This window comes from Bacillus sp. CFBP9009, assembly GCF_036541465.1.
Classification (GTDB): Bacteria; Bacillota; Bacilli; order Bacillales; family DSM-1321; genus Peribacillus.
This window is the reverse complement of record NZ_JAZHFU010000034.1, coordinates 1-15,862: the sequence shown is the minus strand read 5'-3', so window position 1 is coordinate 15,862 and position 15,862 is coordinate 1. Positions and strand designations below refer to the sequence as shown.

Genomic DNA, 15,862 nt, shown 5'->3' with positions numbered 1-15,862 from the left:
TGTTTTTCAGAAAAAACGGCTTTGTGACAAACGAGTCTCGAATATTAATGACAATGAACCTTTCTTGAATTAAATACAAAAAACTTTAATTCTTTTTCAACTAAAGGGTGCTATAGCTGAAGATCGGAGCTGTCTTTAAGGCGGCTTTTTCTTTATGCAACTATCGGGGCAGTTTAGTTGAAGAGTCGCTGTTTTATCTTTATTCAACAATTGGGCCATTATATTGAATAACTTATTGTGGAAATTATGAAAAATTGAGATGATTATTATTAAGTTAAAGGGCAGTTTAGCGTGGCCACCGACCAACTAAGTGGTTACTTACACTCAATTATTGGAAGGAAAGTTTTATCCTTTCGCGAATTCATTATACATGCCGAAATTACGAAATTCGCAAAAAAATCGCGGTAGAGCATTGGAAAGAGCATTTTAATTTTCTATAACTCCATAGAGAGGTGATTACGCATGAATCAAAGACCGTCAGAAGAAGAATATGCCGGGGACTTCGGAGAGTATATCCGGTTGGTGCCGGATGGCAACATCATCGACATTCTGCTCGCCCAGGAAAAGCAAATGACCGAGCTGCTGGCATCGTTGACCGAAAGCCATGGCGCGTATCGGTATGCGGAAGGAAAATGGACGCTGAAAGAAGTCGTGGGCCACATCGCAGACGGAGAACGCGTCATGACCTACCGCCTGCTCCGGTTCGCAAGAGGGGACGAGACGCCTCTGTCCGGTTTCGACCAGGAATTGTTCATGCCTCCTTTCGGAAGCTGGACAACCGCGCAATTGGCCGAAGACTACCGGGCCGTACGGCAATCGACGATCACACTGCTGCGCGGGTTACCGGCGGAGGCGTGGTCCCGCAAAGGCACAGCCAACAACGCAAGCATTACGGCGCGTGCCCTCGCGTACGGCATCGCAGGACACGAGATTCATCACATGGGGGTCATCCGAAATCGGTATTTGAGTTAGTTGTCCGGAAGATCGGGACGGAAGCTGCGCGGAAAACGCGGCTTCCGTTCTTTCTTTATGGCAGCCTTCCCGCCCCGTTCATAGACTGATATGAAGAGAGGACAAGACGGGTTGAAAAAAGCAGCAGCGATTGGTTGCAGACTGGATTTTGTCTAAAAATGAAAAGCAAATAATAATCTCAAACAAGAAAAAATCAAGGCCTCTTCGTTAAGCTAACGAAGAACGAGAGCTCAATACATCATACGAATGACAAATAAGGATTGGTGGTTATTCCGCAAAAGGGCGCGATTCTTGAAGAAGTTTTTCTTTTCTTAATGAACTAACTGGTGCTTTAGCTGAAGATCGGAGCTGTCTATAAGGCAGCTTTTTCTTTATGCAACTATCGGGGCAGATTAATAGAAGAAGGATTAATAAAATAACAAATACCTATTTAACTAAAAAAACGGCATTTCCCCCTTTCATATAAGTTATTTCTTGCATATTTTATTGTATCTTTAAAGAAAGGAGGTTCAAATCTATGTCAAACAAACAAGAAGTAGAGATGCAACAAACAGAATGCCCTACTTGTCCAGAAGGCACTGTTTGTGAAGATAGTGATCTACTATGCATAAACATTCCTTGTACGACAACGGTAGTATTGTTAGGTTTGATCCAGTTAAATCTTGGTCCTGTATGTCTTCGAGTTGGCTCCGTCGGTGATTTGGGGAATTTATCAGATGAAGAAAAATTGGCACAAGTGCAGCAAGTTTTTGGTGCATTGCGTAATTCTCTTCCAAATTTTACTGCTTAAAGAGTAATATTTAGCAGATTAACAATAGACTTCCGTCAAAGAAACAACCTTAGTTATGACTAAGGTTGTTTTTGCGTTCATATTTTAGTTTATTAATGGAAGAGGCTAAAAAATGACCATCAAATATTTGAAAAGTATTAGTTAAGTTTGTTAGTCTACCAAATGAAGTCTATTTTTTAGTGATCATATATTTCCTTATTTAGCTCTTCAAAAAGTCTTCATTTTAGGCTCTAATACATCATTTTCTTAAAAGGGTACGATTACTCAACAAGAGAAGTCGCTTCTTGTGCTAACGGGTGCTTTACTTCAATAAGGCAGGTTGCTGCGGCAACCTTTTTCTTACGGAACTAACGGGGCAGTTTAGTTTAATAAAGAATAACAAATTGTGAAGAATAAGGAGTAGATAAAATAATATGAGGTGAATCTTGATGATTAAACAATACATAATCTTTTTTGGATTATTGTTATTTGTTATTACTCCTTTACAAACTGTTAAGGCAGAAACTGTTTCAAATGCGGAAAAAGAGTATTTCACGACAGAGGATATCATTGCAGATATTTTGTTTCCTTCTATTGATAAAAAAGTTGTAAAAGAGTATAAAGGTGATTCTTTCGTAGGCTGGCAATGGAAAAGAATTGTTGGTATAACTTACAATAACAATCATTCTTATGATGTTTCTGTTAGGATTGAAGTACCTTTAAAGAAAAATCTAAATGAATTTAGCGAGGATTTAATTAAAGTAAGAATTTCTCCATCTTGTGATAGTGAGAAACTTAATAAGCAGTTATGTGATCACGATTTCAAAATAAAAATTTTGGAATACAAACATTTGTCTCAATAAGAATTATTACCTTTTACTCAACTAACAGGTGTGTTAGCTTAAATCTGGGCTATTCAAGTAAAAGCAAACGTCACTCACTGTACATCTTTAACGCACAGTGAATGACGTTTGCTTTTTCCTTATGGAGCTAAAGGGGCAGTTTAGTTCAAGAAGGAAATTTCGGGAAGATAGCGAATTATGCAATAAAATGAAACTAAAGGTGAATTATTATGACAACAAGTGATTTGCAATTTCAACGCTCAGGATTAAGAGTCAAATGTGAAAGGGATGTAAATCCATCAGTAAGACGAACTTGCTTAAGTTTTGCGGTTTGGTTACGTACATATATGGAATTTCCGATAAGGGTTGTTGTATATCTAAAAACGGATTATCAACTTAAAACCAGAGATTCAAAAGAACTGGCAAGTGCTACTTTTTTTGCACCATATGATAAAACTGTTGAACCTAAGAATTGCAACAGGAGATTTTGAAGAATTAGTTTCAGAAAGAGGAAAAAATGATGCTTTATGGGCAATTTTACATAGCATGGCTCATGAGATAATCCATTATCAACAATGGCTAGAAGATAAGGAAATGGATGAGAAAGAAGCAGAAAACGGAAGCGAAGAATTATTAGATAGTTATTATGAATTTTTGTAATTAGATATTCTTGTTGAACTAACGGGTGCGTTAGCTGAAGATCGGAGCTGTCTCTAAGGCAGCTTTTTCTTATGGAACTATCGGGGCAGGTTAGTTCTATAAGCTTAGTGTAGTCGTACTGCGACATAGCAAAATAACAGCAACTGATGTTTCTGTTTCTTTTTGATTTGGAGAATTATAAATAGGGATAGTCCAATCACTATCCCTAACAATACATATGATTTCGATTAACGAGTTCTTCCGCCTAATTGTTGTTCAGCCATTTGCACTAAACGTTTTGTAATTTCTCCACCAACAGATCCGTTTGCACGAGATGTTGTATCAGCGCCAAGTGTAACACCGAATTCACTAGCGATTTCGTATTTCATTTGTTCTAGAGCTTGCTCTGCACCATTAACTACTAATTGATTATTGTTGTTATTTCTAGCCATGTTGTCAGCTCCTATGGATATAATGTGTTGCTAGTCATAGGTTTTGATATTGTTAAGAGTTATATACATAGATTCCAAAATAAATTAAGGCAATGATTAAGTGAAATTAAAACTCATCTGTGGCTCTAGAGGGAGAGCACAGGAAAACATTGAAGCCACCGGGTCGCAAGGAAGGGTTTCAGAAGCTCCGAAAGGCAAATAATCTGAGGGAGAGACTTTCTCCTCCTATTGCACAGTTTGTGTCAACTCTACAATTAGTCTTAAGAAACCAACGAGTGTGTTAGTTGAAGATCGGAGCTGTCTTTAAGGCAGCTTTTTCTTATGGAACTAAAGGGGCAGGATAGTTGAAGAGTGCTCTTTGACCTTTGTTCAGCAATTGACCATATTCTTGAATAAAATTGAAGGGATTATTTGTAAGTAAGTAGAAGTTAATGTCAGAAGATGTTATTTAGTTTAGCATTGGGACGTACTACTCAACATTAAGGAGAAAGAAAATTATAAAGAAAGTGGGAAATCTATTGGATACAAAAGAAATATTGAAGCGATTCGAACAGGTGGCTACATACTATATTGAAGAGTTAAGTAAATATTCGCTAGATGAGTTTACAAGGAAGCCTTCTGAGGATGAATGGTCATTAGGACAAATGTACAATCATTTAATAAAGAGCACCCTTCATCTTCATTTGAAAGCCATTAAGCAATGTGTTAATGGCACTACTTCCGATGGCGGTAAAAAAACAGAAATAGGCGAATCGATTTTCAAAGAAGGAACGTTTCCTCCAATCAGGTTAAAAGGTCCGGATACACCGGATTTCACACCGCCAAATCCTACAGGAAAAGAAGAAGTAAAGAAAGGACTGCTTCAAATCATTGAGAAAATGCAAGAGATAGAGAGAAAGCTCTCTGACATTCAGGCCAGCCAGAAAGTTCAGCACCGGAGAATGGGATATTTAAATGCAGAGGAATATTTTCAGCTAATCGAAATGCATTTCCGGCACCATTTACGGCAAAAAGAACGTATCGATCAGTTTCTTTTAAAAGTAAGTAAGTAATCTTTATTGTTGAAGCAGTTATTAACCGTCGGAATATCAGCAGGAGCCCAGTTGAGGGAGTTTAAAGAGCTGAGAGGATGCCATTCAAGTTAAACCAATAAGCAGTTTACAACGAAGGTTGATTATGAAACTGTTGAATGACGAATAGAATTGTTCCGTTAAAGAGCGCTTTAATGGAGTAACGAAAAAAGCCCAATTTCTCAATTTTAATGCTGAGAATTGGGCTTTTTAGTATCGAAATTTCCTTAACGATATAAATCAGCATTTTCCTGACGCTACCCCTTAAGAACTAACGGGTGCTTTAGCTTAGGATTGGAGCTGTCTTTAAAAGGCAGCTTTTTCTTTATGCAACTATCGGGGCAGGTTAGTTGAATACGGAAGGACTATTAGAAAAATTACAGAATAAATAAGATTAGAGAAAAAAATTAATTAATTGAACAATAAGGAGAATTTAAATGAATAAAGCTCGCAACAATAAAATGAAAAAAACGTGGAAGTTAATTGGCATATTGATAGTACTCTTCTTTGTTTATTATAGCTTTTTTTATTTTCCAACTGTACCAACCGCTTCGATAAAAAATGAGCATAAGACATATGAATTGAAAGCAAAAGATTATGATTATAGTGCTTTTGGCAAAAGTATTACAAAAAATCTTACTTATAAAAGCGTAAATGAACTAAATACATATTTACAAAATGAACCAGAAATAACGGTCCATTCTAACCATCATTTTACTTATAAAAATAGTGCATCAACTACTGCTAAGAACATATTTTTTTACAGAGTAGATCGAAATAAAGTAATACCACGTTTTGAAACCGAATCAACCGTTCAATCCATTTCAGAACCTGGTCATTATATTCTTGAATACTTATCTGAATTTGAAACAGGAAAAGTAGCAAGTTATTTTGTTAAGATTAATGTAGTAAAATAATAAAAATATCAAAGAATTGAAGCAAAAAATCTGAAATTCCTTATGTAACTAACGGGGCAGGTTACTTGAAGGGGTACCACCAGCAAAACGCGGATTTACAACGTTAAGGGAATTCGGATACAAAAATAGCCGGTTTTCACCACGATAAAGTGTAACCGGCTGATAGCTATCATTGGTTTAACGGTCGTAATGACTCTAAGGTAGTAACTCCTTTTGGGTCAAAACGATACTCGCCAAGAAAGTTGATATGCTCCCATCCCAATGGAGCTTTCAACTTTTTTGAGCAGATACTGTAGATCAGGGCCAATTAATTGAATAAGGTTTATTGAATAAACAGGCATCATTAACTTAAGAAAAGTAATGTATAAAGTTTTAATGATATACTTAAAAAAGGAAAGTGGGGAGATATTATGTGTACTCCAAACTTACTACATACAGATAGGGCATAGGAGGCTGTCATGCCAAGAACAAAGTACGTAGAAATATATGAAGATTTAAAAAAGAAAATTGAAGAGAATGATTATCAGTATCAACAACTCCTTCCTTCAGAGAATACATTGATCATAGAGTATGACTGCTCAAGAAACACATTACGAAGAGCAATCGGAAATCTTGTAAACGAAGGGTATGTACAAACCAAGCATGGGAAAGGTGCCCGCGTGATTTATCAAGATTTTAAGGGAAATGAATATATGTTTGGTGAGACGGAAACGTTTAAGGAGTTTGCTATTCGAAACAATAAGAAACATCGGACAGACGTCACCGTCTTTGAGGAATTGGTTGTAGATGAAGGCATTCATGAGCATACCAGGTTTCCAATCGGTGTTGAAGTGTATCACCTGAAGCGTGTCCGTTATTTAGAAGGCAATCCCGTAATTATGGATTATAATTATTTTAGGAAAGATATTGCTAAAGGATTAACGATTGAGGTAGCAGAGGATTCCATTTATGAATACTTAGATAGAGAGCTGAACCAACGGGCGGTCACTGCAAAGCGGAAAATGGTGGTAGAAAGAACTACTGAGATGGATGAGAAATATTTAAAATTAGATGGGTTTAATAGTGTTGTCGTTGTGACCAGTCATGTTTTTAATGCGGATGGAGTGATGTTTGAACATACTCAATCAAGGCATACTCCGGGTAACTTTGTGTTCTTCGACCAAACACAGCGAAAATAAGAAAAGTGTATGAGATGAAGTTCTCATACACTTTTTTAATTAATTTGCCAGTTTTGATGCTAAATGGATAAACACGCTGGACGTCCACGTATGGGCAAGGTCTCGCAATCCTTCCCCCGTTTCAGCATGGAAGTTTTCCGCAAACCCTCCATATTTACAAAGCTCTAGGAACTTCTCGGTTACTTCATTTGCTAATTGTTGTTCGCCGCATTCTTCAAATGCTTCTATAAACAAGAGAGTGGTAGGAGCCCAGATTGGTCCTCTCCAGTAAGCGTCCTCCTCATAATAAGGACTGTCGATGGCTTCCGACGCAATTCCCCACTTTGTTAAATACCTTTCGCTCTTTAGAAAATTGAGGATGTTCTTTTTAGCAGCTTCAGGAAGTTTGTTTCCCAAGATAATTGACATTAAAGGCAGGATTCCTTGGCTCTCAATTACTTTACCGTCTCTTGTAAAGCGAGCAAATGGAAGGTCCTCAATAAGGAAATAGTCGCAAAATTTCTGCATGTATTTTGTGGATTGTTCTTCCCAATATTTCTTATCTTCTACTTTATCAAGTTTTTCTGCCACAACAGCCAGCATATCCATCGACTTAATCAAGAATGCTGTTAAGTCTGGTGAGTCGATGATGTTTGCATCTCTGAACACCGTGCTGTTATCCTGTCCGGAATCATTCCCGTGATGGTACTCGCAAATCCCGTCGCCATTGAAATCTTTGTACTGAAGATAAAATTCTACATGTCTCTTGATTTGAGTATATATTCTCTTTAATTGTTCAGTAGTCAATGTCATTTTTTCCATCATTTTCAACACGAATAACCCTTGTACGGGAGGCTTGGAGAAATTCCAACGGATGGTCGAATCGCTGAGGGAACCTGGAATTTGTCCGTTTACGTCCTGATAATCGAATAATAACTGAATTTGATCCCATGCGAGCTCATTATCAACACCAGCAAGTGCTAATGCGTTGAAGGCATTATCCCAACTCCAAACACCTGGGAAATTTGTATTCGACATATACATGGCTTTTCTCTTCAACAGCCCTTGTTCATTCACAATACATGTCCAATTCAGATAAGCAGCTTCCCTTAGGGTTTTTTGATACCTTTCGGGAACAGCAGGCTGTTTAGATAAGAATTCTAGAAAATGATTCGTGCTCTTATCCAATGCTTCTTCAAACTTATACTCCCTTTTTACTGGAATTGCCCCACTTGTAGGAATGTCTTCAATGACACATAAAAATTTATCTGACTCATCCGTTGAGGTGATTTGGATACTCGACAGGTTATCTGCTTTGTTTGTGCTGCCTGTCGTATCCATGAATACGTTTTGTTGAAGCATGACTGATCCTTGAGGTGCAAAGATCATGTATTTGGTCAGATTCTTGTAGCTATTGACAATGCAGTAGTCTTCACCGGTTTTTCCCAAAAGATAGTTATATTCGAAATTGAAGATTGGCTGGGAATCAAGTGTTAGACCTACTTTTTCCCCTCGGCCTTGTACAAAGATTCTTTCAGCATCTTCAAAGCATACAAAGATTTCCCCACCATTAAATGTCAGGACAATCTTAAATTCATCGGCTTCATAGGTGTACTCAACTGGAGTCCCATTTATTGTTGGGATGATTTTAAGAGCATTTTGATGCTGTTTTGATTTGCCTCTTACTGAATTAATATAGAGCCCATTTTTCTCTGGGGTCTGGCTTTCTTGGTAAGTGAGAGCCATGTAAGAACCATAATGACTCATAGGTGTGATTCGTATATCCAAAGTGAGCACTCCTTTTTACAATTTTTCTTGACAATTTATACTGTACTAAAATAAACTTGTTTAAACAAGTTAAAAATTTATGTAAACGCTTAAGTAGAGGAGGTTATCAAATGGATTTTAAAGATCATGTATCCAGCATCATAAATAATATCGGCGGGTCAAAAAACGTCATTAATGCATCCCACTGCGTGACAAGGCTACGCCTGGTATTAGTAGATGAAAGCCTGATCAATAAAGAGGCGTTAGAGGAAAATGAACTGGTGAAGGGGACTTTCTCAGTGAATGGCCAGTTTCAAGTCATTATTGGTCCAGGGCTTGTAGAGAAAGTGTACAATGAGTTTGTAAATCAGACCGGTACAGAAGAAGTAAGTAAAGATGAAATGAAGAAGATTACTAGTGAAAAAGGGAACATCATTCAAAAAGGTGTCCGGGTCTTGGCAGACATCTTCATTCCGATCCTACCGGCAATCGTTGCTGCAGGTCTTTTATTAGGATTAAATAACCTTCTGGCAAACTCTGGTATTTTCTATGACAAAAAATCCTTGTTGGATGTGTATACGGGCTGGACAGGATTTGCAGAATTTATCAATGTCATTGCCAATACGGCATTTACATTCCTTCCTGTACTCATCGCGTGGTCTGCTGCTAAGAAATTTGGTGGGAATCCATTATTAGGAATCGTGTTAGGTCTATTATTAGTGCATCCTTCATTAATGTCTGCTTATGCGTATGCAGAAAATCCAAGTGAAGTGGAATACTGGAGTCTATTTGGATGGGACATTGCCAAAATCGGTTATCAAGGACAGGTTCTTCCTGTTATTTTTGCGACATGGGTTTTAACATGGTCTGAGAAACGTTTGAAAAGCTTCATTCCAGATAATTTACAAATGTTATTTGTGGCACCGATTTCATTAGTCTTCGCTGGCCTCTTAACATTCGGAGTCATCGGGCCGATTACGATGACAGGTTCAAACTGGATTACGGATGGTATTCTTTATCTGTTTGAAGTATCCCCTGCGTTTGCCGGAGGCGTGTATGGATTTATTTCCGGTCCTCTTGTCATTACTGGAATGCACCACATCTTCTTAGGAGTGAATTTGCAAATGGCCGGTACACTTGGCTATGTTACTTTATGGCCGATAGGGGAAACGGTTACACTAGCTCAAGGCGCTGCTGCGTTGACTATGTTCTTTATTCTGAAGCAAAATCAAAAATTAAAAGGTGTGTCACTTACTGCAACGTTATCCGCATGGCTTGGGGTTACTGAACCAGCGATTTACGGGATCAATCTTCGATTCAGGTATCCTTTCATTGCCGTTATGGTAGGAAGTGCATTCGGAAGTGCGTATCTAGCAGCACAAGGTGTGAAAGCTACTTCTGTCGGAGTGGGAGGAGTTCTATCTTTCCTTTCTGTTTATCCGGAACATTGGAGCGTCTATTTCATTGGGATGGCCATTACATTTATCATCACCGTTACGTTAACTTTTGGGTTCTTTAAAAGTAATTTATTTAAGGCTGATAAAACTATTGAAAAAAAAACAGAGGATAAGGGTAAAAAATCTTTAGAATTAAAAACGCTATCAAAAAACGTTTAAAGGTAAATGATTAAAAACCACTCATATATTGTGCAACAAAGTTAACCTTTAATAAAAAGATTCAATATTAGTAAGTAATGGATAATCTCATGAAATGAATGTAAAACCTTTACTCAGCAAACGGGCTCTTTAATGGAGCAATGAAAAAAGCCTAATTTCTTAGCATTAAATTGAGAAATTAGGCTTTTTAATATTGAAATTTCCTTAACGTTGTAAATCCGCATTTTCCTGACGCTACCCCTTGTTGAATAATTATATCCCAATTTCTCATTTGATCGCTGAGAGATTGGGATTTTTAATATTGGAATATTCTTAACGTTGTAAATCCGCGTTTTGCTGGTGGTACCCCTTGAAGAAGAGCTATGAGTAGATGGGTCAGAGGAATATTTTCAGGATGTACGTAAAGATGTAGAAGAAACTGCCTTGGAGGTATTAAGGTCGAGAGAATATGACGGTTATACAATTAAGGTAATTAAAAACAAGGTCATGGATGAAGAAAAACCAAGTTCAGAAACAATAAAGAAATATGAAGAAGCTTCAAAAGTTCAAAGAGCTTTGGATCAAGAATTGAAAAAGCATAATTATCATGATGTTACTACCCAAGTAGGTACACTGAATAATTCAGGTGATTTAATTATTAATATTGGGATACCTACTACTGAAAAATATGCTGAAAAAATAAAAGAACTGGTTCAAAATGTAATAACGAAAGAAACGGATCAGAAGTATACATTAAAATTCAACAAAATTAACTTAAAAATAAGAGAGCAGGAGAATAGGTGGGGCAGAGTCATAAGTACAATTATTGATGGGCTGTATAGAAAAAAAGAATATCAGGTAAACGGTTTTTCTTTTTCAGCGCATCCTCAGCCGATGACCTTATATATTAAAACCACTATATCTTCTTCTAATCCGGATAGTAAACAACTTGGATCTAAAATTGAAAATACAATTAGGGACTTTTTAGAATCGGAAGAGGTTAAAAAGACTATAAAAGATGATGAATATAAAATCATTGTCTTTAGTAAAGATAAGCAGCAAATAAATTAAACATTTCTTAACATCATACTAATGTAAACTAGCATGCTTATTTTTTAAAAAGCTAACCTGGTACATTAGCTGAAGATCGGAGCTGTCCTTAGACAGCTTTTTCTTTACGTAACTATCGGAGCAGGTTAGTTCAACAATACACCTATAAATTCAGCTCTTCTTATTGTATGATAATACTAAAATATACATTTTTATACATATGATAAGGGAGGTTGGAGTTAATGAATATGATTTGTGAGTCTGAAAAATTGGATGAGTATCTACTTGAATTGAGTGAAGTTAATTATTCTAATCCTATAATTGGAGCAAAGGTGGATGACCTTTTCAACCCTTCCCAAACAGAAATTGAAAAAGCAAAAGTAGCTTTTGAATTTGTTCGTGACGAAATAGCTCACTCTTGGGATATTAAAGGGAAACGTGTTACTTGTAATGCATCAGATGTATTAGCCTATAAAGAGGGAATTTGCTATGCAAAATCCAATCTATTAGCATCCTTATTACGATCGCAAGGAATACCAACAGGTTTCTGCTATCAAAGATTGATGTTGTTTGATACACCAGAAAAGGGGTATTGTATTCACGCTTTAAATGCTGTTTTTTTTAAATCACTTAATAAATGGGTAAGATTAGATGCCCGTGGAAATAAAAAGGGTATTGATGCCCAATTTTCAATTGATGAAGAAAAATTAGCATTTCCCACTCATGAAGAATTGGATGAAAAGGACTATCCATTTATCTATGCAAAGCCACATCCCAAAACGATAGCTGTGTTAGAAGAACATAATGATGCATTGGAAATGTATAAACATCATTTACCTGAGAGTTTATAGTTATTTCACTCAGGTGCGTTAGTTGATGATCAGAGCTGCCTTAAAGAAGACAGCTTTTTCTTATGGCACTAACGGGGCAGGTTAGTTCATTAAGTTGTATAATATTGGATATATATATTTATGGAGGGAAAATCGATGTCAATCAGAGAGTTAAAACCTGAGGATGCTGAAAGTTTTAATTTGCTAATGAAGCTTGTTGAAACCAAGGCTGATTTTATGCTTATGGAACCAGGAGAAAGAAAAGGTTCTCCTAGATCTGTCTTTAAGGCAGTTTTTGCAACTATCAGGACAGGTTGATTTAATAAGAAAAATTTTAATCTTGCCATTTGATGTTATTGTGATTATAATCTTTGGTTATTTCGTTAAATAACGATATGTACTAGCAAAAAAAAGAGAGTAAAACTGAAATCACTTATAGGGATTTCAGTTAACTCCTATACATCATTCTCAATCATCTCTTTAAGTTGATGAAAAGCTTCTTCATTCCTTTTATAATATGTCCATCTCCCGTGACGTTTCGCTGTCACAAGTCCAGCTCGAAGTAGAACGGTAAGATGCTGAGAAGCCGTTGATTGTGTAACATTTAATTTTTTATGGAACTGTGTTACACACACACCTGCTTGTTGAAAATCACTCACTTCCTCGGGTTGAGGCGAAAAATGTTTCTCTGGCTCTTTTAACCATTCTAATATTTGCAACCTTGTATCGTTACCCAATGCTTTAAAAATTTCAAGTGGTTTCATAGTTTATATTATATCGTCCTTTCACGAAATTTCAAAATGAAATCATTTTTCTTTATTAACACTATATTAGTAAGAAGCTGCTCAGTGTCTATTTATTATAATGTCTAAACTATGATATTTCTAGACAACTGTATCAACTCCAATATAAAAAGAAATTAGAACCGTGGGTTTTTCTTGAGTTATACAAATCCCACGGTTCCTATTGTTTAATTATTTTACTTTAGATACCTCACCGTCAGCCAAATCAACTTCTACAATAAAAAGATCCTTGTCTGTGATACGAGATGGATATCTTTCAGTAATTCCTTGCTCGTGAATTGGAATCACACGTTTTGAATCTCGTCCCACCAAATTCAGCATTTTATCTAGTGCAAATACCATTTCAGTCTGACTTCCCGTAGCCAACCCAACAGGAAGAAGAATACCATCTTGGTTTTTCCCTTCAATATTTTCAAATTGATAAGCATTGTCTCCGGCTAGAATCCAACTATCTTCCTCAGAACCACCTTGTTTTACTCGAACGAATTGAGATCCAAAGGTATGCGTATCAAATGCAGCAAATAAATCTATTCCTGGTAGGAAGTCTTCAACATCACCATCTAAAAGTCTCATACGTCCTTCTTTAGCAAGTTGTACTCCACGCAGGATATCTGAAGGATCAATTCCTGACATCAAAAATTGGAATTGATGTGGAAGTGACATTGCCCATATAAATTTAGACAATTCTTTTTCTTGCATATAAAAAGTCGCATTTGGGAAATCTTCTACGTTACCAAAGTGATCAAAATGAGCGTGAGTAATAATAACTGTATCAATATCTTCAGGTGTCAAGCCAACTTCTTTTAAGACTACTGAAGGGCTTTGCCAATCAACTACGTTAAATCTCTCACCAAGAACCTTTCCATACTCCTTATGGTTATATCCCACATCAACCATAATATTATGGCCGTTTCCTTTTATAACTACATAACTGTAAGGTAGTCTTACATACCCTTCGTTGTGTGCAGCATAAACTACACCACTTTTGTGATAATCTACTACACGAGAGTACTCTAATACCCAAATAGAATAATTTTTCATTTTTGTTTAAACTCCTTTAAATGTTATTTACGATTAATGTGAACCACAGAAACAACTTGTTTCTAGAGAGATCATCCCCAATCCCATTGAGAAAGTGGAAGATTTTTTTAAATATGAATTTGCTAAGTCTAAAGCACGCTGAATCTCTTCTAATTGACGTTCATTCATAAAATAAATATCGTCAGCTAAAGAATACTTAACAAAAATCTTATTTAGGATCTGAACACTATACATCAAATGATCAAAGTGAATTTTTAGTCCAAGAGGAACTACTAAGTCTTTAATTCGTTTAGTAGTCTCAACTAATGACTCTTTGGCCGTTGATACGGTTAAACTTACATCTTGTTTAACTCCAAGTTGCATAAGAAGTAAGCTGCCACTTAGTGCTTGAACGACGCGTTTAACGACATCAAAATCCTTTTGTAGGGAAGCAAAGTAAATGGCTGACTTCTCTTTATCAACTAGTTGAATCATTTTATGGTTAATATCTAAAGAATGGCCTTTGACCATCTTTTGATAAAGATTTTCTACATCAGTTTCAATTTTCATTGTTTCACCTCCTTTCAAGGGATTAACAATATGCAGTTAAATACAAGCTCGCCTGCATAGAAGTCGAACTATCTCTTATACTTTGTATAGTTAGATGATTTAACACGAAAGCTTCCCGATAAATATAAGCCTAAAAGCACGACGATTGTTCCAATCACTGCATACCCTGTAATCGGTTCTCCCAATAAGATTGTTCCAAGAATATATCCAGCGACAGGATTCAGAAGCAACCAATTGTTCGCTTTGATGGCGTCTTTTTTCAGTAAATAAAACCAAAGATTCACATTGAAAATCGAAAGAGCAAAGACGGACCAAAGTAGGTAGCCTATAAAATGAAAATCGATAGTGATAGGCTCGCCAAACTCCAATATTAGCGTTGGGATAATTAAAATTAATCCTCCAATGATTACCTGCCACGTGTTAACCACTATGGTTGGTAACTGTAAATTTGCTTTTTTGTAAATGAGACTTCCCACAGCCATAGCAATCATCGCGAAAGTGATTAATAAGATACCACCTATCGTCGAATGACTACTTGCAAATGATGGATAAGTAGCCACGAATAGTCCAATAAATGATACAACCATCCCACCCCATTCTCTAAGGCGAATGGATTGCCCCATAAATATCATAGCCAGCAGGGCAAAAAGAAATGGATTTATTGGTATAAAAAGATTGAATATTCCAGATGATACTGTTCGAAGAGCCAACAAACCGAATCCTAGAAATATAGAGGTGTTTAATAAACCCAGCCAAAATAAAATCTTAAATTCTTTTTTATTTGGCATAGCATATTTTCCCTTTTTAAATACATAAAGATAGAGAAGAAGTAAGAGCCCTGCAATAATAAACCGAATGGTTGATAGTGTTAATGGTGGGGCTGAATGAAGACCAAATTTCATCACCACAGCTCCGGAAGCATATAAAACAGTAAATAATATACCTACAAGTAAATCCTTTAATTTCATTAGTTCACACTCTTCCTCTCTTTAACCTATATATTGAAATCTTGGTATACATCCAAACAATACATCGTTATATAGTTAATTAACGATGTATAATTTTAAAAAAAATAAACACATTTTAATATATCGTTATATCGTTAATTAACGATATATAATTTTAAAAAAAATAAACCATTTTATAATATCGTAATTATCGATATATAACGTTTCTGAATTTCCTTTTAATACTGGGAAACCATTATGTTTCTTCGGCTTTGTGATTTAATTATATCGTGAAATAACGATATGTCAAATCTTTTTTTCTTTTATCTAATTTTTATTAAAAGCCAGATTGTGAAAAAGTGTACTTAAACTACCATGAAAATTAACTTCTGTGAGATCCGAAAAATGGCAATAATTAAGTAGACGCAGCTCATTCATTTTTTTAAAAAAGAGGAGAGCGCC

The 15,862-nt window shown here is 36.2% G+C and carries 17 protein-coding genes; 11 read left to right on the top strand and 6 right to left on the bottom strand.

What is annotated here, in order from left to right; translation table 11 throughout:
- The first annotated feature begins 462 nt into the window (after positions 1-462).
- The 4 genes from V3595_RS28070 (at position 463) to V3595_RS28055 (ending at position 3,243) form a co-directional block, all read left to right on the top strand.
- Entirely contained in the window at positions 463-972 is a 510-nt protein-coding gene (locus tag V3595_RS28070) for a DinB family protein (RefSeq protein ID WP_485911201.1), read from the top strand.
- A gap of 517 nt (positions 973-1,489) precedes the next feature.
- Positions 1,490-1,762: a hypothetical protein gene (locus V3595_RS28065; protein ID WP_485911199.1), complete on the top strand. Its 273-nt coding sequence runs from the start codon at positions 1,490-1,492 to the stop codon at positions 1,760-1,762.
- Positions 1,763-2,190: 428 nt separating this feature from the next.
- Positions 2,191-2,604, top strand: coding sequence for a DUF3888 domain-containing protein (locus V3595_RS28060; protein ID WP_485911198.1), 414 nt, complete (start codon positions 2,191-2,193; stop codon positions 2,602-2,604).
- A 426-nt stretch (positions 2,605-3,030) separates the two neighbouring features.
- Positions 3,031-3,243 carry a hypothetical protein gene (locus tag V3595_RS28055; protein WP_485911196.1) on the top strand — a complete coding sequence of 71 codons (213 nt, stop codon included), beginning with the start codon at positions 3,031-3,033 and terminating at the stop codon, positions 3,241-3,243.
- Between the two features lie 227 nt (positions 3,244-3,470).
- On the opposite strand, the gene V3595_RS28050 is transcribed toward V3595_RS28055, so the two are convergent.
- Positions 3,471-3,674 (bottom strand): alpha/beta-type small acid-soluble spore protein, encoded by a 204-nt coding sequence (locus V3595_RS28050; protein WP_034315006.1) that lies wholly within the window; start codon positions 3,672-3,674, stop codon positions 3,471-3,473.
- 536 nt (positions 3,675-4,210) lie between these two features.
- On the opposite strand from V3595_RS28050, the gene V3595_RS28045 reads away from it, so the two are divergent.
- The 3 genes from V3595_RS28045 (at position 4,211) to V3595_RS28035 (ending at position 6,839) form a co-directional block, all read left to right on the top strand.
- Positions 4,211-4,726, top strand: coding sequence for a DinB family protein (locus tag V3595_RS28045; RefSeq protein WP_485911203.1), 516 nt, complete (start codon positions 4,211-4,213; stop codon positions 4,724-4,726).
- A gap of 455 nt (positions 4,727-5,181) precedes the next feature.
- Complete coding sequence (locus V3595_RS28040; RefSeq protein WP_485911193.1) at positions 5,182-5,661, top strand: hypothetical protein; 480 nt, start codon at positions 5,182-5,184, stop codon at positions 5,659-5,661.
- Between the two features lie 458 nt (positions 5,662-6,119).
- Positions 6,120-6,839: a UTRA domain-containing protein gene (locus V3595_RS28035; RefSeq protein ID WP_485911191.1), complete on the top strand. Its 720-nt coding sequence runs from the start codon at positions 6,120-6,122 to the stop codon at positions 6,837-6,839.
- Positions 6,840-6,878: 39 nt separating this feature from the next.
- On the opposite strand, the gene V3595_RS28030 is transcribed toward V3595_RS28035, so the two are convergent.
- Positions 6,879-8,606 carry an amylo-alpha-1,6-glucosidase gene (locus V3595_RS28030; RefSeq protein ID WP_485911189.1) on the bottom strand — a complete coding sequence of 576 codons (1,728 nt, stop codon included), beginning with the start codon at positions 8,604-8,606 and terminating at the stop codon, positions 6,879-6,881.
- Between the two features lie 110 nt (positions 8,607-8,716).
- Here V3595_RS28030 and V3595_RS28025 point away from each other — a divergent pair, with 110 nt between their 5' ends.
- From V3595_RS28025 to V3595_RS28010, 4 genes are all read left to right on the top strand, one after another.
- A complete protein-coding gene (locus V3595_RS28025; RefSeq protein WP_289324691.1) occupies positions 8,717-10,201 on the top strand; it encodes a PTS transporter subunit EIIC in 1,485 nt (494 codons plus the stop codon).
- Between the two features lie 486 nt (positions 10,202-10,687).
- Complete coding sequence (locus tag V3595_RS28020) at positions 10,688-11,251, top strand: DUF4030 domain-containing protein (RefSeq protein WP_485911186.1); 564 nt, start codon at positions 10,688-10,690, stop codon at positions 11,249-11,251.
- A gap of 221 nt (positions 11,252-11,472) precedes the next feature.
- On the top strand, positions 11,473-12,081 hold the full coding sequence (locus tag V3595_RS28015) for a transglutaminase-like domain-containing protein (RefSeq protein ID WP_485911184.1): 609 nt from the start codon (positions 11,473-11,475) through the stop codon (positions 12,079-12,081).
- Positions 12,082-12,216: 135 nt separating this feature from the next.
- On the top strand, positions 12,217-12,378 hold the full coding sequence (locus tag V3595_RS28010) for a hypothetical protein (protein ID WP_485911182.1): 162 nt from the start codon (positions 12,217-12,219) through the stop codon (positions 12,376-12,378).
- Between the two features lie 137 nt (positions 12,379-12,515).
- Here V3595_RS28010 and V3595_RS28005 read toward each other — a convergent pair whose 3' ends face one another.
- The 4 genes from V3595_RS28005 to V3595_RS27990 all read right to left on the bottom strand — a co-directional run bounded on the left by V3595_RS28005 (position 12,516) and on the right by V3595_RS27990 (position 15,421).
- Entirely contained in the window at positions 12,516-12,824 is a 309-nt protein-coding gene (locus V3595_RS28005; RefSeq protein WP_485911180.1) for an ArsR/SmtB family transcription factor, read from the bottom strand.
- 210 nt (positions 12,825-13,034) lie between these two features.
- Positions 13,035-13,904, bottom strand: coding sequence for an N-acyl homoserine lactonase family protein (locus V3595_RS28000; RefSeq protein ID WP_485911178.1), 870 nt, complete (start codon positions 13,902-13,904; stop codon positions 13,035-13,037).
- A gap of 33 nt (positions 13,905-13,937) precedes the next feature.
- On the bottom strand, positions 13,938-14,453 hold the full coding sequence (locus V3595_RS27995) for a hypothetical protein (protein ID WP_485911176.1): 516 nt from the start codon (positions 14,451-14,453) through the stop codon (positions 13,938-13,940).
- A gap of 68 nt (positions 14,454-14,521) precedes the next feature.
- On the bottom strand, positions 14,522-15,421 hold the full coding sequence (locus V3595_RS27990) for a DMT family transporter (RefSeq protein ID WP_485911174.1): 900 nt from the start codon (positions 15,419-15,421) through the stop codon (positions 14,522-14,524).
- Between the last annotated feature and the right edge of the window lie 441 nt (positions 15,422-15,862).